This window comes from Paraburkholderia panacisoli, assembly GCF_008369935.1.
GTDB classification, from domain to species: domain Bacteria; phylum Pseudomonadota; class Gammaproteobacteria; order Burkholderiales; family Burkholderiaceae; genus Paraburkholderia; species Paraburkholderia panacisoli.
The window spans coordinates 1-20,567 of record NZ_VTUZ01000058.1 but is presented as its reverse complement, the minus strand read 5'-3'; the positions used below and the strand labels follow the sequence as shown (position 1 = coordinate 20,567).

General features: G+C 60.9%; 19 protein-coding genes and 4 pseudogenes. 12 read left to right on the top strand and 11 right to left on the bottom strand.

Annotation, left to right across the window (positions count from 1 at the left end; all coding sequences use genetic code 11):
• Positions 1-20 precede the first annotated feature (20 nt).
• From FVF58_RS44540 to FVF58_RS44520, 5 genes are all read left to right on the top strand, one after another.
• The gene (locus FVF58_RS44540) at positions 21-1,046 is read left to right on the top strand and encodes a hypothetical protein (protein ID WP_149675961.1); all 1,026 of its coding nucleotides are present in this window, start codon (positions 21-23) and stop codon (positions 1,044-1,046) included.
• A gap of 10 nt (positions 1,047-1,056) precedes the next feature.
• Complete coding sequence (locus FVF58_RS44535; protein WP_149675960.1) at positions 1,057-2,685, top strand: hypothetical protein; 1,629 nt, start codon at positions 1,057-1,059, stop codon at positions 2,683-2,685.
• 29 nt (positions 2,686-2,714) lie between these two features.
• Entirely contained in the window at positions 2,715-3,047 is a 333-nt protein-coding gene (locus FVF58_RS44530) for a hypothetical protein (RefSeq protein WP_149675959.1), read from the top strand.
• 22 nt (positions 3,048-3,069) lie between these two features.
• Positions 3,070-3,459, top strand: a complete 390-nt coding sequence (locus tag FVF58_RS44525; protein ID WP_149675958.1) for a hypothetical protein — start codon at positions 3,070-3,072, stop codon at positions 3,457-3,459.
• 101 nt (positions 3,460-3,560) lie between these two features.
• Positions 3,561-3,989, top strand: coding sequence for a hypothetical protein (locus tag FVF58_RS44520; RefSeq protein WP_149675957.1), 429 nt, complete (start codon positions 3,561-3,563; stop codon positions 3,987-3,989).
• A gap of 318 nt (positions 3,990-4,307) precedes the next feature.
• Here FVF58_RS44520 and FVF58_RS55060 read toward each other — a convergent pair.
• Positions 4,308-4,551: pseudogene (locus tag FVF58_RS55060) on the bottom strand (IS6 family transposase); the annotation flags it as partial.
• Between FVF58_RS55060 and FVF58_RS44510 the strand changes: the two are divergent.
• Complete coding sequence (locus tag FVF58_RS44510) at positions 4,516-4,785, top strand: hypothetical protein (RefSeq protein ID WP_149675956.1); 270 nt, start codon at positions 4,516-4,518, stop codon at positions 4,783-4,785. The pseudogene FVF58_RS55060 and the gene FVF58_RS44510 overlap by 36 nt on opposite strands.
• Positions 4,786-4,954: 169 nt before the next feature.
• Here FVF58_RS44510 and FVF58_RS44505 read toward each other — a convergent pair whose 3' ends face one another.
• The 3 genes and pseudogenes from FVF58_RS44505 to FVF58_RS44500 form a co-directional block, all read right to left on the bottom strand.
• On the bottom strand, positions 4,955-7,192 hold the full coding sequence (locus tag FVF58_RS44505; RefSeq protein WP_149675955.1) for an NADP-dependent isocitrate dehydrogenase: 2,238 nt from the start codon (positions 7,190-7,192) through the stop codon (positions 4,955-4,957).
• A gap of 202 nt (positions 7,193-7,394) precedes the next feature.
• Complete coding sequence (locus tag FVF58_RS52025; protein ID WP_188131152.1) at positions 7,395-7,580, bottom strand: hypothetical protein; 186 nt, start codon at positions 7,578-7,580, stop codon at positions 7,395-7,397.
• Positions 7,528-7,686: pseudogene (locus FVF58_RS44500) on the bottom strand (IS6 family transposase); the annotation flags it as partial. The pseudogene FVF58_RS44500 and the gene FVF58_RS52025, both read right to left, overlap by 53 nt.
• A 273-nt stretch (positions 7,687-7,959) precedes the next feature.
• Here FVF58_RS44500 and acnB point away from each other — a divergent pair.
• Positions 7,960-10,545 carry a bifunctional aconitate hydratase 2/2-methylisocitrate dehydratase gene (gene acnB, locus FVF58_RS44495; protein WP_149675954.1) on the top strand — a complete coding sequence of 862 codons (2,586 nt, stop codon included), beginning with the start codon at positions 7,960-7,962 and terminating at the stop codon, positions 10,543-10,545.
• A gap of 337 nt (positions 10,546-10,882) precedes the next feature.
• On the opposite strand, the gene FVF58_RS44490 is transcribed toward acnB, so the two are convergent.
• Entirely contained in the window at positions 10,883-11,374 is a 492-nt protein-coding gene (locus tag FVF58_RS44490; RefSeq protein ID WP_188131151.1) for an SET domain-containing protein, read from the bottom strand.
• A 387-nt stretch (positions 11,375-11,761) separates the two neighbouring features.
• Between FVF58_RS44490 and FVF58_RS52370 the strand changes: the two genes are divergently transcribed.
• From FVF58_RS52370 to FVF58_RS44480, 4 genes are all read left to right on the top strand, one after another.
• The gene (locus FVF58_RS52370; RefSeq protein ID WP_223191221.1) at positions 11,762-11,893 is read left to right on the top strand and encodes a Lar family restriction alleviation protein; all 132 of its coding nucleotides are present in this window, start codon (positions 11,762-11,764) and stop codon (positions 11,891-11,893) included.
• Between the two features lie 216 nt (positions 11,894-12,109).
• Complete coding sequence (locus FVF58_RS52020) at positions 12,110-12,280, top strand: hypothetical protein (RefSeq protein WP_188131150.1); 171 nt, start codon at positions 12,110-12,112, stop codon at positions 12,278-12,280.
• A 56-nt stretch (positions 12,281-12,336) separates the two neighbouring features.
• Positions 12,337-12,504, top strand: coding sequence for a DUF1643 domain-containing protein (locus tag FVF58_RS44485; protein WP_342802444.1), 168 nt, complete (start codon positions 12,337-12,339; stop codon positions 12,502-12,504).
• Between the two features lie 502 nt (positions 12,505-13,006).
• Complete coding sequence (locus FVF58_RS44480) at positions 13,007-13,234, top strand: DUF4224 domain-containing protein (RefSeq protein WP_149675953.1); 228 nt, start codon at positions 13,007-13,009, stop codon at positions 13,232-13,234.
• Positions 13,235-13,428: 194 nt separating this feature from the next.
• On the opposite strand, the pseudogene FVF58_RS44475 reads toward FVF58_RS44480, so the two are convergent.
• The 5 genes and pseudogenes from FVF58_RS44475 to FVF58_RS44455 form a co-directional block, all read right to left on the bottom strand.
• Positions 13,429-14,036: pseudogene (locus FVF58_RS44475) on the bottom strand (AMP-binding protein); the annotation flags it as partial.
• A gap of 442 nt (positions 14,037-14,478) precedes the next feature.
• Positions 14,479-15,198: a class II aldolase/adducin family protein gene (locus FVF58_RS44470; RefSeq protein ID WP_149675952.1), complete on the bottom strand. Its 720-nt coding sequence runs from the start codon at positions 15,196-15,198 to the stop codon at positions 14,479-14,481.
• Positions 15,195-16,271 (bottom strand): S-methyl-5-thioribose-1-phosphate isomerase, encoded by a 1,077-nt coding sequence (gene mtnA / locus FVF58_RS44465; protein ID WP_149675951.1) that lies wholly within the window; start codon positions 16,269-16,271, stop codon positions 15,195-15,197. The genes FVF58_RS44470 and mtnA overlap by 4 nt, the downstream gene beginning before the upstream one ends.
• A 73-nt stretch (positions 16,272-16,344) precedes the next feature.
• The gene (gene mtnK, locus FVF58_RS44460) at positions 16,345-17,610 is read right to left on the bottom strand and encodes an S-methyl-5-thioribose kinase (protein WP_149675950.1); all 1,266 of its coding nucleotides are present in this window, start codon (positions 17,608-17,610) and stop codon (positions 16,345-16,347) included.
• A gap of 125 nt (positions 17,611-17,735) precedes the next feature.
• The gene (locus FVF58_RS44455; RefSeq protein ID WP_149675949.1) at positions 17,736-18,068 is read right to left on the bottom strand and encodes a GntR family transcriptional regulator; all 333 of its coding nucleotides are present in this window, start codon (positions 18,066-18,068) and stop codon (positions 17,736-17,738) included.
• Positions 18,069-18,250: 182 nt separating this feature from the next.
• Between FVF58_RS44455 and FVF58_RS44450 the strand changes: the two are divergent.
• A pseudogene (locus tag FVF58_RS44450) lies at positions 18,251-18,391 on the top strand (IS110 family transposase); the annotation flags it as partial.
• Between the two features lie 1,558 nt (positions 18,392-19,949).
• On the opposite strand, the gene FVF58_RS44445 reads toward FVF58_RS44450, so the two are convergent.
• Positions 19,950-20,567, bottom strand: a 618-nt coding sequence (locus tag FVF58_RS44445; protein ID WP_281291357.1) for a Kelch repeat-containing protein, incomplete at its 5' end; no start/stop codon positions are given.

The following is a 20,567-nucleotide window of genomic DNA, read 5'->3' as shown; positions in this document are numbered from 1 at the left end:
CTTCCTGAATGGATCTCCCGGTGAACGCACCTATTCTCGCCATCGACAGCGCGCAGCGCCACGCGCTCAAACGCGCCCTTCATATCATCGAAGGGCTCGATCCTGCTGCCGCGCGTGAGTTTGCCCGCGTGACGGGTGTCGTCCTCGGCGACGAAACCGAGCTTGCCGCGCGGACGTCCAGGTTGCTCAACCAGACTGGCTCACCCCTGGAATTCTCGTTCAGTACATCGTCCGATGATCTGCGCTACACGATGGAGGTGGGCGGGAGCGAGACTCCGCCGGCGTGCCGCCTGGATCGCATCAAAGGCCTGCTGGCCATGCTTGGCGTCGATCCGGATTGGGATGGCGTCGCTCGGGAGTTCCCGGTGTTGCAGAACGAACGTCGGCTCGCGTGGGGCGCATGGCTCGGGGCCCGCCAACCATTCCAGAACGCGCATGCCGCGGCGAACCGGTACAAGATCTACGCCGAAGTTCCGTACGACTCGAACGCTGAGACGTCGTCCCTGCTCCAGCGGTATCTGGGTGTGCAGCCACTTCGTGCCGGTCCGTGTGCGCAACTCGTCGTGGTTGGAGCGGCGCCAGGATCGCAGCGATGTGAGTTCTATTTCGAGATCGGCAGTCGAACCGTCACACGGTCTTACCTGAGCGCGCTTCTCGACCGCGTCGGACTGGCGCGCAGACTCGATGATCTCGCTTCGCTGATCGGTTCGTTTGAGTTTCGACATGGACGTGCGTCCGATGCGCTGCCCAACGCGCAGTACGGGTTTAGCTATTCAGTATTGCCGGGCGGCGGCGAGCCGATCTTCTCCGTATTCATCTTCGCAGCGGATCTCGCGGGCGGCGATGCCTGGGTGCGCCACCAGATACTCGCGTCGCGCCGCAGGCAGAGCGAGCTGCGCAGCTACGCAGCCATGACCGAGTCGTTCTCCGAGCGCCATGTCTGCTGTTCGTCGCACAACATGGTCACGTTCTCTGTCGATGAAAATGCCCCCGCTGGACTGCAGGTTTCCCTGAGCCCGCCGCCCCCTTCGATCGATCAAAACTGAGAGGCCCCAGATGTCCAACCCTTCCGTATCCGTAGAAAAAGGACGCGCGCACAAGAATGAATTGGGAGCTGCGCTGATCGCGCCGTCCTCGGACCTTTCCGCGCCCGGCGTTCTCGTGAGCGCGTCGGGTGCGAAGTCCTACCTGCCCGCCTACCGGTCCGCCGCACAACAGGCAGGTGGACACGAAGCGTTCTCCACGACCATCACGGATGACGGAACCCTCACCATCTTTCTCGAGACTGCAATTCCGGACGGTCTCTCCGGCGACGCAAGCGGCGCGGCTCCTATCGTCGACGGCACCTCGTTCGAGCTGGTGATCGCAGCCAGTGGAGGCGGTTCGCGCTTTGCGCTCCAGTACCTACGCAAAGGCGGCAATGTCGAGCTATCGGTGAAGCTCGCGGACGACGACCTCACGCGCGCCCGTGCTGCGCTGTTCGACATCGATCCGAACGTTGCCGTTCGCGTGACGCAGCGGGTCAAGCTGGCAGCACGCCAAACGAGTGACTTCATCCAGCGCAACTGGTCCAACGACACGATTCGACAAGGCCTGCTGGACCAGTTCGGCGGAATTCCCTTCGATTCGGCCTCGACCTACTTCCAGATGGCAAGCGGTGGCGATCCGGATTTTCCGAACCAGTACCTCGTGCTCGCATGCACCTACACGTCGACTGTGGGCGTGCCGCCGCTCCTCGGCTACATCCAGTGGCAGGTCAACTGGAAGGGCCGCGCCTACAACTACTACCAGGACAACAGGGAACGCTCGCGCGTGTTCTATGTGCCGGACAGGTTCGAATTTGCCAAAGGCCCGAGCGGCTCGCCCACAGTGTCGCTGCTGCAGTTCTCGGTACCGACCGACGCAAGCTCGGTGACGCAGACACGCGCCCTCTTCCGCAATTTCGGCAACGCCGTGGTAGACGCGGCCAGGATCCAGGACGCTTCGCAAGCCCTGCGCGAGCGGATCGGCGCGGTTCCGCAGATGCTCTCCATCGAGGACGGGCATGGCGTGAAGAAAACCTTCACCCAATACCTGCCCAACGCCGAGGCCAGCAGCGAGGCCGGAAACCCGACCGTGCAGCCCAATGCGAGCATCGATCTGGTCAAGGGGCTGCGCAACGAACTCGACCTCAATTTCAACCAGTTCCGCGCGCTCTGGGCCGCGATCTTCAGCGATGCTCCGGAGAAGACGCTGTTCCGGGGCTGGATCGACGTGGAGCTGGCCGATGGCAGATACAAGGACCGCATCGAGTTCAACGGCAGACTTCCCAAGGAAACGCAGGCCTCCTTCTTTGACGATATCCAGGATACGTCGAGCAAGAACACCTACCCTGCGCAATTCACCATTCAAACGGTCGCGAAGGTCTTTCAGGGCACGCCGGCCGTGCTGCAGATCGGACTGAACTTCTCAGGCAAGACACAGGTGACGCTGGAACCTGAAAAAACCAAGGTGACCGTGAGCCTCGAGCGCTCCATCCGGGACATCATCCTGGGCAATCAGCCACCTGATGCGTATCCCTACCGGATGCGCGTGGTGCGTGAGGACGGCACCATGAACTGCTGCAGTCTCGCGGCAGACACCGGTGACCCAGATCTTTGGATCATGCCGGCCATGATCGAAAGGTGCGCCGGTCCGTGTTCGTAACGACATCCCCCACTCAAAGGAGCGATCTCATGGCAGGAAGGAAGCTGTTTACCAATGCCAGCCCCTATTCGATGGCGATCTCGCTGGTGATCCGCGCCAGCGAGGATCCGCGCAATCAGGCCGGCACGAAGGAGTTCACGTTGAACTCGAACCAGTCGCAGTGGCAGGACTACGGCGACAACATCAACATTTATCTCAACGGCATCAAGCTGGCCGCCATGTTCAACGGACAGATGCTTGGCCAGCAGTACATCGTGATCGTGCGCGGGTCATCGCTCGACAACCAGTTGAACACGCGCAATGGCGTCGACTTCGCATTCACGAGCGGCAACTTCACGCTTTCCACCCGGCAGGTCAACTGACAACCTCATCGAGGAGAAAGTCATGGCAGGAATGAAGACTCTCATCAATCGCACGGGCAATGATCTCAAGGTCACCCTGATTGTGCGCAAGGGTGACCGTCCGGAGGGAAACGCCGGAAGCGTCGACGTGCGTCTGGCCGCCGGCCCTGATGAGGCGAGCGGCGAAGACGGTAGCCGGCGGGTCGTGACCTACGGCGATGATGTCGACATTTACCTCAACGGCATCGAAACCACATTGATCTCGAAGGGCGCGGCCATGGGCAAGCGTGAAGTCGTCGTCGAACGCGGCTCGGCATTCGACGACCAGCTCAATACCAACGACACCATCGAGTTCCTCTATGACGGGCACCAGGTCCTCGTGTCCGCCAGCAACTCCGACGATAAGCCTTTCACGTATGCCTCGGAGCAGTGAGCCACTTTCATGGTTTCAACATGGATGGCCCGTCGCACCGTGACGAACTGTTTTCACCCCCCGATCAATGGTCGGGGCCCTTACGCAACCAGGAGAACGTTATGGCTACACTTGTGAACATCAGCCCCAGCAAGGAGGCCGTGCAGATCTGGGGATTCCACGATCCATGCACCGTCAGGGACGTCGCAGCGGCTCTGAACAAGATCGCGGCAGGGTTGAGCGGCGACGGCAACACGATCCATGTGATGTCGGGCACACATGGCTACTGTAGCGGGCAGGTCGGCGCCGTCGCGTCACGCGAGCAGAAGTTCGCCGCAGAAGACCGGTCTCTCGCCAACCCGAAGACGAAGGACAACAAGACAGTCGCCGTGGCCGTCCATGACTTCAATACCAACAAGCTGCCGGCGCCCGACTACGTGACTGCGGCAATGGCGAAGCTGAACACGGACATCCGCACGATCGTGACGAGCAAGCCCGGGGGCAAGCATACATTTCTCCTCGCCTACTGCTGCAGCGCTGGCACGAAGTAGATTCGCGTGGGAATTTCGACGCCGGCCGGTATGCCTGTCATTCGACGCTGTCTGCGTCGATTGAGTTTTGAGTGCGGGTGCGGCCTGGTGCGATGAGGTATCCGCTGGATAGGTTTGTGGTTTTCCGGCTCGCTATCTTGCTTCGTGTCGTGCGTGCTGTGCGATGCAAGTCGTAAAGGGCTTGCACCGCGCACCTACTTCAACGCGTGCAACGGGCCATCTCCGGTCGCTCGACCATGCTTTCACATGGGCGTTCGAAGGGCACTGTCAAGTTGAAGAGCGCCGGCTACGCGTCTGGCTAAAACGTAGTTATCTTTATTAGATAACTCGCTCATCTGCGACTGAGACAGTCCAGCCATGCCATGTGACGAGGCGTTCTTTCAGTATGGCGCGGTGACATTCCGTTCGTCCGATGCCTGGGTAACGCGAGGTGCCGCCGGATCGGGCCGAAGCATGAGAGAAAAGCCTGCGTGCGACGCGCGTCGCGAAAACCGCACATTTGGCGCTCGCGCCTGCGGGTTGGTTGATGGCTATTCTCGGCGCGATTGTTGACCCGTACAGCTATTTCGCTAATCGATCCATCCCCGTCCCTCAGTTAGTTTCTGCGAATGTCACCATTGCTCTGGCGGATTCGATCCTCGGCGCATCGCGGGCCGATCTGTGCCGAAGGAATAACCGGATGCGCCAGTCAGCGGTGCGCCTGTCTTGGGGTAATCGTCCGAATCGTGCCAATTCTGGCGGTCTGCTTGAGAAAGCTCCAGTAGATCAGTGGTTTGCATATCTCGCAACTGGCTGACATTCAGAGACCGGCAGATGCTTGCTGCGTAAGCTTTTGAGGCCTGCCACCGACAGAATTGGCATGGAAGGTACGATTACCCGAATCTGCGCACCACTTCTTCAGGAAATTAGCGGTCAACGAGCGACAAAGCATAGGCTACCCTGACCGACAGGGCAGCCGAAGTTCCCTAAGCCTGAGTCGCCGAAAGCGCCGCATTCAACGTCTTGCTCGGACGCATCACGGCGTCGAGCTTTTCGGTGTCGGGCTTGTAATAACCACCGATGTCTACCGGCTGGCCTTGCACGGCCGAAAATTCGGCCACAATGACCTGCTCGTTCTCAGTCAGTTGCTTCGCCAACCGCGCGAAATGCGCGGCAAGAGCGGCGTCTTCGGTTTGCGCGGCCAATCCCTGGGCCCAGTACATGGCGAGATAAAACTGACTGCCACGATTGTCCAGTTGTCCTGTCTTTGGAGACGGGTTCTTGTTGTTTTCCAGTAGCTTGCCCGTAGCGGCATCCAGCGTCTTTGCCAGTATTTTGGCCTTGGCATTGCCGGTCTTGATCCCCAGTTCTTCAAGTGACACCGCCAGCGCAAGGAATTCACCCAGCGAGTCCCAACGCAGGTGATTTTCTTCCACCAGCTGCTTGACGTGCTTGGGAGCCGAGCCTCCCGCCCCGGTTTCGTACATGCCGCCGCCGGCCATCAGCGGCACGATGGAGAGCATCTTGGCGCTGGTACCCAACTCCATGATGGGAAACAGATCGGTCAGATAGTCGCGCAGGATATTGCCCGTGACCGAGATGGTGTCCAACCCGCGAATAACGCGCTCCAGCGTGTAACGCATGGCTCGCACCTGTGACATGATCTGAATGTCCAAACCGGTAGTGTCGTGATCCCTGAGGTAGGTCTCGACCTTCTTGATCACCTCGGCCTCGTGCGGACGATACGGGTCCAGCCAGAAAATGGCCGGCATGCCGGAGTTGCGGGTGCGGGTGACCGCCAACTTGACCCAATCGCGAATCGGCGCGTCCTTGACCTGACACATGCGCCAGATGTCGCCTTCTTCGACGTTCTGCACGAGCAGCACTTCGCCCGTGGCAATATCGACGATGCGGGCTTCGCCCGCTTCGGGCACTTCAAAAGTCTTGTCGTGCGAGCCGTATTCCTCAGCCTGCTGGGCCATCAGCCCGACGTTGGGGACGGTGCCCATGGTGGCCGGGTCGAAGTTACCATTGGTTTTGCAGAAGTTGATGATCTCCTGATAGATACGTGCGAAGGTGCTTTCCGGAATCACCGCCTTGGTGTCCTTCGGACGGCCATCGGCGCCCCACATTTTGCCGCCAATGCGGATCATGGCCGGCATCGAAGCATCCACGATCACGTCGTTGGGCGCGTGCAGGTTCGAGATTCCCTTGGCCGAGTCCACCATCGCTAGTTCGGGGCGGCGCTCGTGGCATGCGTGCAGGTCGCGGATGATTTCTTCGCGCTTCGAGGAAGGCAGGCTCTCCAGCTTGTCATAGAGATTCACGAGGCCGTTGTTGACGTTCACGCCCAGTTCGTCGAACAGTTCGCCATGTTTCTCAAAAGCCTCTTTGTAGAAGATTTTCACTGCGTGACCGAATACGATCGGATGCGAGACCTTCATCATCGTCGCCTTCACGTGCAGCGACAGCATCACATCGGTCTTGCGGGCATCTTCCATCTGCTCTTCGTAGAAGTCGCAGAGCGCTTTCTTGCTCATAAACATGCTGTCGATGATCTCGCCGTCGAGCAACGAGACCTTAGGCTTGAGCACGATTGTCCTGCCGCTGCGGGTAAGCAGTTCCATCTTGACGTCGCGTGCGCGCTCCAAAGTCATGGACTTTTCACCGTGGTAAAAATCGCCATGCTTCATGTGAGCCACGTGGGTGCGCGAAGCCATGCTCCACTCGCCCATGCTGTGCGGATTCTTGCGAGCGTAATTCTTCACGGCGGCGGGTGCGCGGCGGTCCGAGTTGCCCTCGCGCAGCACGGGATTAACGGCACTGCCCAGGCACCTGGAGTAACGCTGACGGATGGTCTTCTCGGCTTCGGTCTTCGGTTCCTCGGGGAAATCCGGCACGTGGTAGCCCTTCTCCTGCAACTCCTTGATCGCTCCGACCAGCTGATGAACTGAGGCGCTAATGTTGGGCAGCTTGATGATGTTGGTATCGGGCAGCAACGTCAGACGACCGAGTTCAGCCAGGTTGTCGGGCACCCGTTGCTCCTCGGTCAGAAATTCTGGAAATTCCCCCAGGATGCGGCTAGCCACGGAGATGTCGGTCGCGGTGACATGGATTCCGGCCGACGCGGTAAACGTGCGGATGATGGGCAGGAAGGCACTCGTTGCAAGCAGCGGAGCCTCGTCGGTCAGGGTGTAGATGATGGTAGATTGCTGGGTAGCCATTCATTGCCCCAAGAAAGTGAAGTGGATTGGCGAACTGCGTCACAGACCGACATCAATGCTGGGATTCTGCCCGACTTCGCGCTCCAGCGGGCTGAACCGCACGCCCCTTTCACATTACGCATGCATTGCAATCGCAGAATGGAATATCCGATTACAAGCGAACCTTTCTGTACGTGGATCGCGTCAGTTCGTGATCTTACGATTACGACATGAACTCGCGCTGTTGGCAACCGTTGCCGGCCGCCAGGTTCGCCAACGCATCGCCCAGGCTGATCAGCGCTTTGTCGCGGTAACGATAGAGGGACGAGCGAGATCCATATGCAAAGTACAACTTGTATTGCGAGGTCGTGGAATTGACGAGCAGCGGACGGATAGGTTCCGCGAGCACACTTCATCTGTCCTTTCGCGATCCTGCGCGTCAGTTCGATTCCGGCAAGGAGAATCCGAACGCAGCGGAAAGTCTTGAAACCTGGCATGGGTCGCGGGCGTCGCTTACCGCAGATCGTCCATGCTCCAGGTGCCGATGTGAGATCTGTCCAGAACGTCTTATATGACAAGGCTCTCGGCTAAAACGCAGAATTTCGCACGCAAGCGCAATTCTCTCTCGCGGCCTTCATTCTCGATGTTTTGGCGCCAACTCTTATATAAGACATAAGACATTTGACGTTGCGGGGCTATCGCGATTAAAATCACGATTAAAGCAGCACCTGGAACAGCCTCGACGGCCTGAAAAGCCTCTCCTGAAACGCAATATCAGCAGGTCCCCCATGCTTGAAAACTTTCGTGCTCACGTGGCCGCACGCGGCGCGCTCGGTATTCCTCCCCTGCCGCTCACGGCTCAGCAGACCGCCGAACTGGTCGAACTGCTGGCGAATCCGCCCGCTGGCGAAGAGCAGACTCTGCTCGACCTGATCACCCACCGCGTGCCTGCCGGCGTGGACGAAGCCGCCCGCGTGAAGGCGGGCTTCCTGGCCGCCGTGGCCAAAGGCGAGATCGCCTGTGCGCTGATCTCGCGCGCCCGCGCCACCGAACTGCTCGGCACGATGCTGGGCGGCTACAACATCCAGCCGCTGATCGAGCTGCTGTCCGACGCCGAAGTGGCAGCCGTGGCCGCGGGTGCACTGAAGAAAACCCTCCTGATGTTCGACCAGTTCCACGACGTCAAGGAACTGGCCGAAAAGGGCAACGCCCACGCCCGGGCCGTGCTGCAAAGCTGGGCCGATGCCGAATGGTTCACCAGCCGTCCGGAAGTCCCGCAAAGCCTGACCGTCACCGTCTTCAAGGTGACAGGCGAAACCAACACCGACGACCTGTCGCCGGCTCCGGATGCCACCACCCGCCCGGACATTCCGATGCACGCGCTGGCGATGCTGAAGAACGCCCGTCCCGGTATCACCCCGGAAGAAGACGGCAAGCGCGGCCCGGTCAAGTTCATCGAGTCGCTGAAGGAAAAGGGCCACCTCGTCGCGTACGTGGGCGACGTGGTCGGCACCGGCTCCTCGCGCAAGTCGGCCACCAACTCGGTGCTGTGGTTCACGGGTGAAGACATCCCCTTCATCCCGAACAAGCGTTTCGGCGGCGTGTGCCTGGGCGGCAAGATCGCCCCGATCTTCTACAACACGATGGAAGATGCCGGTGCCCTGCCGATCGAACTCGACGTGTCGAAGATGGAAATGGGCGACGTGGTCGAACTGCGTCCGTACGAAGGCAAGGCCCTGAAGAACGGCGAAGTGATCGCCGAGTTTCAGGTCAAGTCCGACGTGCTGTTCGATGAAGTGCGCGCCGGCGGCCGCATTCCCCTGATCATCGGTCGCGGATTGACCGCCAAGGCACGTGAAGCTCTGGGCCTGGCCCCGTCGCCCCTGTTCCGCCTGCCGCAGCAGCCGGCCGACAGCGGCAAAGGCTTCTCGCTGGCCCAGAAGATGGTCGGCCGTGCCTGCGGCCTGCCGGAAGGCCAGGGCGTCCGACCGGGCACGTACTGCGAGCCGAAGATGACCTCGGTCGGCTCGCAGGACACCACAGGCCCCATGACCCGCGACGAACTCAAAGATCTGGCGTGCCTGGGCTTCTCGGCCGATCTCGTGATGCAGTCGTTCTGCCACACCGCCGCCTATCCGAAGCCGGTGGACGTGAAGACCCACCAGACTCTGCCGAACTTCATCAGCAATCGTGGCGGCATCGCGCTGCGCCCCGGCGACGGCGTGATCCACTCGTGGCTGAACCGCATGCTGCTGCCCGACACCGTGGGCACGGGCGGCGACTCCCACACCCGTTTCCCGATCGGTATCAGCTTCCCGGCCGGTTCGGGCCTCGTCGCCTTTGCGGCTGCCACCGGCACGATGCCGCTGGACATGCCGGAATCGGTGCTGGTCCGTTTCAAGGGCAAGATGCAGCCGGGCGTGACACTGCGTGACCTCGTCAACGCGATTCCGCTTTACGCCATCAAGCAAGGCATGCTGACGGTCGCCAAACAAGGCAAGAAGAACATCTTCTCCGGCCGCATTCTCGAAATCGAAGGCCTGCCCCAGCTGAAGGTCGAGCAGGCCTTCGAACTGTCAGATGCTTCTGCCGAGCGCTCGGCCGCCGGTTGCACGGTCCATCTGAACAAGGAGCCGATCATCGAGTACCTTAACAGCAACGTCACGCTGTTGAAGTGGATGATCGCCCAGGGCTACCAGGACCCGCGCAGCCTGCAACGCCGCATCACGGCAATGGAGCAGTGGCTGGCCGACCCGCAACTGCTGCAACCGGATGCCGACGCCGAATACGCGGCCGTCATCGAGATCGACCTGGCCGACATCCACGAGCCGATCGTGGCCTGCCCGAATGATCCGGACGACGTGAAGACGCTGTCCGACGTGGCCGGCGCCAGGATCGACGAAGTGTTCATCGGCTCGTGCATGACCAACATCGGCCACTTCCGCGCCGCGTCGAAGCTGCTGGAAGGCAAGCGCGACATTCCGGTCAAGCTGTGGGTGGCCCCGCCGACCAAGATGGACCAGAAACAGTTGACCGAGGAAGGTCACTACGGTGTGTTCGGCACAGCCGGTGCCCGTACCGAAATGCCGGGTTGCTCGCTGTGCATGGGCAACCAGGCACAGGTGCGCGAAGGCGCGACGGTCATGTCGACCTCGACGCGTAACTTCCCGAACCGCCTGGGCAAGAACACGAACGTGTACCTCGGCTCGGCGGAATTGGCGGCGATCTGCTCGCGTCTGGGCAAGATCCCGACCAAAGACGAATACATGGCCGACATGGGCGTGCTCACCGCCAACAGCGACAAGATCTACCAATACATGAACTTCGACCAGATCGAAGACTTCAAGGAAGTGGCCGACGCCGTGGACATGTAAGCGTGCGGTCGGACTACGGCGTATTGTTCTAGTCGTAGCATTACGGAATGGCGCCGCAGGCTGCGTGCCTCCGGGGCCATTTTTTTCGCTGCGCCTGAGGGGACCACTTGGCTGCCTCTCGAAGAGTCGCGTCGCTGAATAGCTTCCTATGCTCTTGCATCGCCGCAGACGGGGAGGCGCACCTTGATCGACTGTCCCTGTGGCTCAACGCCGCGCCGCAGCGCCGACAATGGGTCTGGCTCGGGAGCAACCAGGCCCCCGGTTCTGAATCAGCTCGGCCCGCACTTTGGCTAGCAGCGATCGCCCGACCAGGATGCGCCTGTCGGCTGCGCGCCAGTTATCTGTTTGCCAAGGCCAGCATCGAACCGTTACACCACCTGGCCCCGCAGTGGCAAGAATATGCGGCGGCTAATTCGGGAGTCAGTGCCTCATCGGTCGCGAGTCCATAGGTGATAAAAAGCTCGTCGCCCGGCATCACGTCTCCGAGCGTCTCGATAAAAACCCGCCCCCTCTCGTCCTCGATCGCCTCGCAGTTCGGTTCGCAGGAGTGGTTCAGCCAGCGGGCGCTGTTACCCCCGACGCTGCCGTCGATCACGCGCCCGTCAGCCAGTCCAAAAATGAACGTGTGACCGGGTAACCCGGATCGCCGGTACCGGGCCGATGCCCGCCGCCATGATGTCACCTCCCCGCGACATTCAAAGATCCGCTGGCCAGCAGGAATCGCCTGCAGCGCGAAGACGCCCCGCCCATGGACCAACGACTTCCTGACCGTCATGCGCCGCAGGTTGTGATGTGATGGACGACTCCCGCTAAACGGCGAGACATTCATGCCAAAGTGAACGGGTCGTGATGTCCACGGCAAAGGAGCGTTCGCCGGAATTGCACCACAACCCTCACAAGCGACAGCAGCAGCGGTCCGCAAACAGGTCGCACCGCTGAGCGGATAGGACGAGCGAGAGTACCGAATATCTGCCCAGACGAATAAACCACAAATATCCGTCATACGAATATGAAGTGAGATTGCTCGGATTGTATACACAGCACGAGGGGCGACGCGTCGAAATGCCGGCATCCGAAGAACCTCCGGGCCGACCTGTTCGACGAATACCCCGTGTTCCTGCTTGCCGAATCTCATAGAACGTTGGCGGCGAAGATGAAACGCGAATGCCGTCGAACTGCGGGAAGTCCGGGCGATGGCTTGATAACGGAGATTGAGATGCAGACCACTAATACAGACGCCGTGCCGAGCCTGCTGCCGTGCCCGTTTTGCGGCAACGGTGCGACGAGTATCAAAGAGAACCGGAAGGTCTGGATGGGGATGCGCTACAGCGAACCGTCGAGCGTCTAGGTAATCCACTGGTGCCCGGAGATCGACGGCCAGCCCTCGCGCCGAATCGAACGCGTTGGCCGCGACGAGGAATCAGCAATCGCCGCATGGAACCGCCGCGCCCCCACGCCCGAAGTTCAGGCAGACGCGTGCAAAGCGGTTGCAAAGAGTGTATTCGGCGGCATCAACGCTCTGTGGTGACTGCTGAATATCACGACGGAGTTCGACCGGAAAGACGTGCGCACACGCCAAGCCGCACGGCTTCTGGATGAGTACTGCACGGGCAACAGCACAGCAAACCGCGACCATCTTGAGCATCTCTTGAAAACACTGAACGACGTGCTCTCGCTCAAAGACATGCGCGAATGCCTCGTTGCCCCCGGTTTATCTGCCGGGGATCAGGCATGAGCGCCGTTATCAGCCCGTGCGGGCACTATCGCTACCGACCGTAGCGTGACGTCCCAATAAATGGCCTGACCTTCGCCTTCTTCGGCGTCAATCCTTCGACAACGGATGCCACGCTCGACGACGCGACCGCTCGAAAGTGCATCGGCTTCACGAAGCCTAACGGCGGCAGGCGCCTCATCGTCGGCAATGTGTTTGCCGTCCGATCGACCGACGTACATGAATAGCAACAAACGCTCGCTGTACGGGGCTATCGGGGGCGACCCAGCACTGTCAGTGGCGCCCTCCTCCAGTCATTATATTCAGCAGGCTTGCGCTCAGGGACTGGCTCGGCGGGAATGCTCGACTCGCATGCCGACCAATGGCCGGCCGGTGATCCATGGGATGTGTTCTGTTTCATCCAGCAACCGCAAGACGTGCATCGGTACAGGACGTAACGTGTTATCGGCTTTTTTGGCGTACCAAAAACGCCCGCTCCAGAGCACTGGAGTTTTTCGTGCGGAAAGACTGTTGAGGCTTTTCCGATCAACCTCTCACAAGCAAGGCAGCTTTCCATTTCGTCCTCACTCCCGGGAACACCTGACCTACGCCATAAGCATAGACCATACAGGTGGGTCCGGAGCAGAGCCGATCTCAGAACGTCAGTGATCGATTAAGCGGCAGCGGCAGCAGCAGCAGCAGCAGCAGCGAAACAATAATCCGAAACCACGAGAAAACACTGGGGCGTCAATGAGCGAATACCTTACCGCGCATGAGCTGGCCGACCTCGTCGGCTGCAAACCGAACCAGCGTGCCGCGATGGCGCACTGGCTCGCTGATAACCACTGGCAATTCGTCGTCGACAAGAATGGCCTGCCGAAGGTGGCGCGCGAATACCGAGACCGCAAGCTCGGCCTCACCATCGAAACGAAGTCAGCGAAATACGATGCCGGTCCGAACCTCCAAGCCTTCGCATGAAAACCATGTCGCCACTAGCGAATCGACCGGCATCGATCGGCTGGACAAGCGATGCGGCGCGCGGAAGATTTCATTTTGGTACAAGTACCCCGACGGCCGCAGCGAAACGCTGACGGCTGCACCGCGCGGCGACCGGGCCGAAATCGCTATCGCCGAGTGCAGTGCGAAGCGCAAGGTGCTCGACATTCAAGCCGTTCCGCGCTGACCCATTTGGCTCGCAAGTGCCCGCCTCAGCTTGCGCGAGTTCGTGCATCCACAGGACGCGTCCCTTTTGCCCCGCGACCTTGCCGCCCGTACGCCGATAGACAATCACGCTCTTCACTGCTTCGCATCCGCCCATTGCAAGGGCTTCGTCCGCAATGTTCTTCAGCGGCAACGCCTTGCCACCGCGCATCTGTTCATCACAGGTGACCAGCGCAACGGCACCCACGTTGACGATCCGCTCATTGAGCGACTTCGACGAGAAACCGCCGAATACGACTGAATGGGTCGCGCCGATGCGGGCGCAGGCCTGCATCGCCACAATGCCTTCGATCGACATCGGCATATAGCTCACCACGCAATCGCCCTTTTTAACGCCACAAGTTCGTCAAGCGTTAGCAAAGCGGCTCACGCGTTCGAGCAACTCACGATAGGTCACCTGCGTGACGGCACCGAAGTCGGCCTCGAAGTTCACGGCGACATGATCGCCGTTACCTGCTTCAACATGGCGGTCGAGGCAGTTATACGATGCATTCAGCGTACCGTCTCTGAACCATTCATAGAACGGTGCACGCGATTCGTCGAGAACCGAAGAAAACGGCGTTTTCCGTAGGCCCGAGATTGATCAGCCTCGATATAGTCATGGCAAGCTATGCTCCAGCCCGTCAATGGCGTGGGACAGCTTCGCTCTCGATCAGAATGACTGTTTCTGGTCGAATTGCGGCCATCGGAAGCCGCTTGGAACGGACTATCTATATTGGGTCGAGTGCTGTCCTCCCGCAGGCGAAAAGCTGTCGTTCGAAGTAACCGGTCGTCCAACGACTGTGGAGCAACCTTCTGCCGCCAACAAATCGCCCTTCTGCTCGCTCATGATTCCCCTTGGCGGGTACCGGAAGACCGGTGGCACACATGGACTATTGACATTGCAACGTGATGCAGCGCCTTGAAATCACCCTCGCCAGGCTTTGAGAAAACGCACGCGGGCGGTCGCGCCCGAGATCACGGAAATCAAGGCGTCCGCCGTCTTGAGGCCGTCCCGCGAATCATTTGCGCAGGCCGTAGCCCTTGAACTTCTCGATGACCTCGTCCATCTGCGCGTCCGAGAGCAGCGGCGGCTCGCCAAGCTGGCACGCGAGCAGGTATTGTTTCGCCAGCACCTCGACTTCGTTCGCAAGCCACAGGGTCCGCGCGAGATCACGCCCCAGTGCGATCACACCGTGATGCGCGAGCAGACACGCGAGCCGGTCGCGCAGCGCTTCGAGCGCATGATCCGAGAGCGCCTGGCTGCCGAAGGTCGCATACTGCGCGCAGCGAATCGAATTACCGCCCGCCGCGGCCACCATGTAGTGATGCGCAGGAATGCCGCGGCCGTGGATCGCGAGCGCCGTCGCCGCATTCGAATGCGTATGGACGACCGCGCTCACATCGGGCCGCGCGCGCAGGATGTCACGATGGAAGCGCCACTCCGAAGATGGGCGGTCCGCCTCGAAGAGCGGATCGTCCTCGCGCACATCGAGCGGCATCCAGACGATACGATCGCGCGTGAGCGCCGCGCACGGCACACCGCTCGGCGTGATCAGGAGTCCGTCACGCCAGCGCGCACTGACGTTGCCGGAGGTCCCCTGATTGATGCCGAGGCGCTCCATTTCGAGAGCGGTATCGACGATCTCCTGACGCAATTCGGCTTCGGCTCGCGCCTCGCGTGCACCCGACGCCGCTTCGCTCACACGGCGCTGGCTGCCTCCCTCGTTCGTGTCGCTCATGCGCCCTCTCCCTTCGCGAAGAGCGCTGCCAGATTGGCTTCGAACGGCGCGCGCACAATGCCCAGCTCCGTCACGATACCCGTGACGAGCGCATGCGGTGTGACATCGAACGCCGGATTGCGCACCTGGATGCCCTCCGGGGCGATACGCCGGCCCGCGAGCTGCGCCACTTCGTCGGCGCCGCGCTCTTCGATCACGATGTCCACGCCGCATGCGGTGCGCAGATCCAGCGTGGACGAAGGACAAGCCACGTAGAACGGAATGCCGAAATGCTTCGCCGCGATCGCCACGCCGAGCGTGCCAATCTTGTTGGCGACGTCGCCGTTCGCGGCCACGCGGTCGGTGCCGACGATCACGAGATCGATGAGCCCCTGCGCCATCAGCGTGGGCGCCATGCTGTCGGTGATCAGTGTGACGTTGAGCCCGGCCTGCTGCAGCTCGTACGCGGTGAGCCGCGCGCCTTGCAGGAGCGGGCGCGTCTCGTCCGCGTAGACGCGAAAGGATTCGCCGTCGCGATGCGCGCAATATAGCGGCGCGGTTGCGGTGCCGATGCCCGTTGTCGCCAGCGCACCGGCATTGCAATGCGTGAGTACGCCACTGCCGGGCGCAATCAGCGCGCGCCCCTGTTCGCCGATCCGCGCGCACAGTTCGACGTCCTCACGATGAATGCGCATTGCCTCGGCGACGAGCGCGTCGTAGACCTCTGTGCTCGTCTGGGCCGCAACGCCACGCGCGTGCGCGCGCATCCGCTCGAGCGCCCAGCGCAAATTCACGGCCGTCGGCCGCGCGCTGTCCAGATAGGCGGCGTGATGTTCGAGCCGCGCGAGGAACGCTTCGCGCGATGCCTGCCGCTCATGCTGCATCGCCACGCACAGACCGTACGCCGCCGCAACGCCGATCGCGGGCGCGCCCCGCACGCGCAACTCATGTATCGCTCGCCACACCGCCTCGACACTGTCGGCCGCCTCGACCACGCACACCTGCGGCAGACGCGTCTGGTCGAGTAGATAAAGGGTGTCGTCGCGCCACTCGATGGTGGGTGGCAGACTCGAATTGAGTGGCTGCAAAGCCATAGGGTCTCCGTCGATTCCGGTAAGCCGGACCATGCCGCATGGGCGGCGGATTGTGTCAGTTACGCGGGCGCGCTCAGACGTCCACCGTCTGGGCGAGCACCTGAGCGGCCAGCGCGGTGACCGCTTCGACCGAAGCCAGTTCGCGCCGCTGCACGAGGAGCGCTTCGGCCAGGCGCAGGCAGCGCACTTCCACGCGTGCGCGCACCGCTTCGTCCTTGATACTGGTGATCTCCGCGACCTTCGCCATGCCGACGATGCGTCGGATCATCTTGCAGCCCGCGAAGCCTAGCGTATCCGCGAGGAGCCGCCGCATGAATTCTTCGCGGAACGCCTCGGCCGCGCGCGCCTCAGCGGGTCCACCGATCCAGGCACGGCCCGCCTCGCGCTCATGCATGCGCCAGAGCTGCGCGAACTTCTGCGCAAAGCCGTTCCACACCGCTTCGACCTGCTCGAGCAGCCAGCGCTGAAACGCGAGCGGCTCGCGGCCGGCCATGCGATCGTGCCAGTCACGCGGATAATACGCGAGCAGCAGGTTCGCGATAAACGCGCCGGTGTCGAAGCCCATCGGCCCGTAGAACGCGAACTCGGGGTCGATCACGTACGTCTCGTGCTCGTTCGCCATGATCGAGCCCGTATGCAGGTCGCCGTGCACGAGCGTCTCCGCATGGTTCATGAACGCCCATTTCATCTCGCCCGCCGCGCGACGCAGCGGCTCGTGCGTGCGCAGCCGCTCGATTGCGACCGCAGGCAGCGCAGGGCTGTACACGTTCGATGCATGGTCTTCGAACGGATACGTGAAGACGAGATCTTCTGTAATCTTGCACAACTCTGTGTTGATGCCGCCGCTTGCCGCCGCCTTCTTCGCCTCGGGCGAGAGATACAAGTCGGAGCCGTGAAAGAGCGTGCGCGCGAGAAAAGTGGAGATGTGATCGGCAAGGTGCGGATAGACGATGCCCTCGGTCAGCCCTTGGCGCAACACACGATGCGAGGCAAGCCGCTGCATCACAATGAGGTACTTTTCGCTGTCGGCGTGATAGACGCTCGGCACGTGCTGCGGGCACAACGCACCGAAGCGGCGTAACGCAGCCACTTCGCGCTCAATGCGCTCGCGCGGCAAGGGCCAGGCTTCGCCCACGAGCCGCAGGAACGGCGGTGCCTGCTTGACGACCACGCTGCGCCGCGGGTCGCGCGCGCTGCTCACGAAATAGACGTAGTTCAGGTTGCCATCGCCCACTTCGACGACCTGCAGTTCGCTGTCGTCGCCAAGCCGTGCATTGACGGCCGGAATACCCCTCAGGTATGCCGCCAGTTCGGAAGAGCTGAAAGCCTCGAAGTGCATAGTTTTCCTGTCCGGAAAGTGGACGCGCGGGTCCGTCTTACATCGTTTGCGTACGAGATCGAACTTAACGATGCTGGCGTTGTAGCAGACCGCGCGCCCAGTGTCATGGAAATCCATTTCGTTGATCAGCAGAAAGAGAACGAGGCTCTCCTACAGATCCGGCAAGTCGCGCCGCGCATACGCTCCAGCCACCCGTAGGGCTCGTCCTCGGCGAGACCGAGCTTCTGTGGGAGACTCCCGGAAGCTACAATCATCTTCATCTGCAGACGGTTCTTGGAAGGCACCGCGCCGACGCTCCGGATCATGTCCGTCACGGACATCAGATCATCGAACCCGCCTTGCAGCTTCAGCGCGATCTGTCTGACGAGGGCGCACTTGCCATGCACGCGCGTGAGTAAGCCGTGGGTGATCATACGCTCAGCCGCATGGTTGCCTTTGGTGGCTACGTTGAGCGTCAATTTACATCAGACGTCTGATGTTATTGTCTTGTGGATTTCCCTTGATCATGGTGCAGCGTCGTGATTGTCAGGGAGGTCCCATCGCCCGTCAATTGGCGTTCGCCATCGCGGCGAACCCATTCGGGAGCGCGAACAGTGACGCGCCTGCGCTCTCGCCCGCGTAACCTGGTGACTCCGCGAGACTTGCATTCAAATGGATACGCATCCTCTATCGTTGCTGGCGGACCGGGACCCGATACGACGAAAGCGTCTATCTAAACGCATTGAGCAAGCGAGGCTCCCCCCTTCTTGCAAGCGTCTCGCTTCCTCCTCTAAAAGCTTGACGGACTGACTCAGGGCGTGAAGCGGTCCCTTGCATCATCGGCAGCCGAAGGGCTGCTATCACGTCGAACACCGGTAGCCGCTTCGGGTCGAGTCTGGGCCTCCGCTTCACGCGGAAGCGGCCACTCGTCAAGTGCAGTACTGATCATACAGTCGATGACCGCATTGGTCGAACCGCTGCCCTCGGTAAACCGGCTTGGGTGACTGGACCACTCAGTTACCCGTCGTTGCACCCCCGACAGTGTGACCGGCGGAAGTAGGTCCATGCCGCCAATTCGGGATCGCGCGAGAGCGGTCACCGGCGAACGACGGCGATGGAGAAGGCGTCAATGGCCGATCAAGTAACGTTCGTCTTTTGCAGTCCAATGCCCGTTTGCAGATGCCGGCCCAACGTCTGAACGTCAAACCAGTGGTACATGCGAGTGACACTTCGTGGCCGCTCTCTGCCCTATTTCTGTTGACGTAGCCTCAATCTGATGCTGAGTCGGGGTTGGGGAGATCGAGGATCGAGCAAAATTTCATTTTCCACCTTAATTAGTATTCCTGATTAGAACCCGGAACAACCGTCCAATCAAGCCCCTGTCACACGGCTCCAGATACTTTCACGTATACAGGTCATGGAACTTGCAGAGCACGTGCGCCATGCGTCCAGCCGCACGCACGCCGCCGTCATCGTGGATCGCGTGGTACCCCCGCGAACGCGTCAGCCTGGAGCATTGCCCCGAAGTCTTTCAGATCAGCTATGGGTAACCTATGACGCGGACCCTCCGCTTATTGATTACCCGCGTCAATAGGCTTCAAGATGTATAAGTAGGATTTTACTTACTACTCCCACTCTATTATCTTTGCATCGAAACATCATTGAATTTAAAGGCCTTTCTTGATGGTGGCACACCGGATACCGTCATCGTAGGTACACCGAAGAATCGCCCTCACCCGCGCTCTGTTGGAGCATTTCCCACTAGTAAAGTACATTTTCGTAGCAGACAAACACATATACCGCACACTCTGTTTTGCCGCCACCACGCGCGTCCGTGCGAATTCCATCGCTCACGTTCACTGCCCCGACGTTGACCAGCCTTCTTTTCTCCGACTGTTGACGCCCCCGATGCCGGCGTTCGGCTCGCCGCGAAAACTACGGCCGTTTCCAAAGTCCAACGGCCATACGCTCATCCGGGGTTGGCCGCCGCTTATCGGCCAAACCCGCCGTTTGCATGAGTTCTCGGTCGGACGTTCAGGCGTCAGCTTTGCTCGGTAACCGGCCATCGGACTATCAAAGACGAATACTCCTTCATCGGCCGTTGTTGACATTCGATCCTCGTCGATCGTGAGGCAGGTTCAGGTCGCTCTTCTGTCATTCGGACATCCGAAGCGGCGAATGTCGCGCTCGCCGTCCGCGGATGCGTACTCTTGACCCACAACGGTCGGTCGAACTTGCGTCGACTCAATGGCCGGTTCCCAGGTCAAACCGCCATCCGATTGCACCGAGGTCGCAGCGGCTCCTCGGCCAGTCGGCATTCAAGTATCGGCTTGGGTGAGGCGGCTACGCGACATGAACTGTCAGTGGAAGAGTTCTGCCGAGGACAGGGCTTTGTTCCTGAGCTGGCCCCCGGCAACGAGCACCCGGCCATCGGACAGCAGGGTAGCGGTGTGCGAGTCGCGCGACAGGGCGAGGCTGCCGGTCTGTGACCAGCCGCCCGTGGCAGGATCGTAGAGTTCGTCGGAGAACAGGTCGAGTTGCGCGATTCCCGCCGTTGCGAGCACCTTGCCATTGGGCAACAGGACGGCAGCATGTTCTTCCCGTGCCTGACTCATGGAGCCGGTTTGGGACCACGTACCCGTAGTCGGATCGTATAGTTCGGCTGAGGACAGCGCCCCTGCGTTGCCCTCGCCACCCGCGACGAGCACGCGGCCGTCGGGCAGCAAGGTAGCGGTATGATGCTCGCGAGCCTGGATCATGCTCCCGGTCTCTGACCACTTGCTCGTAGCTGGATCGTACAATTCGGCTGATGCCAGGGCGCCGCCGCCCTTGCCGTCGCCGCCCGCCACAAGCACCTGGCCATTGTGCAGCAGTATGGCGGTGTGCGCGTCACGCGCCTGGTTCAGGAAGCCGGTCTGCAACCACGTGCCGTTGGCCGGATCGTACAGTTCGACTGACGACTGTGCGTCGCCTGAGGC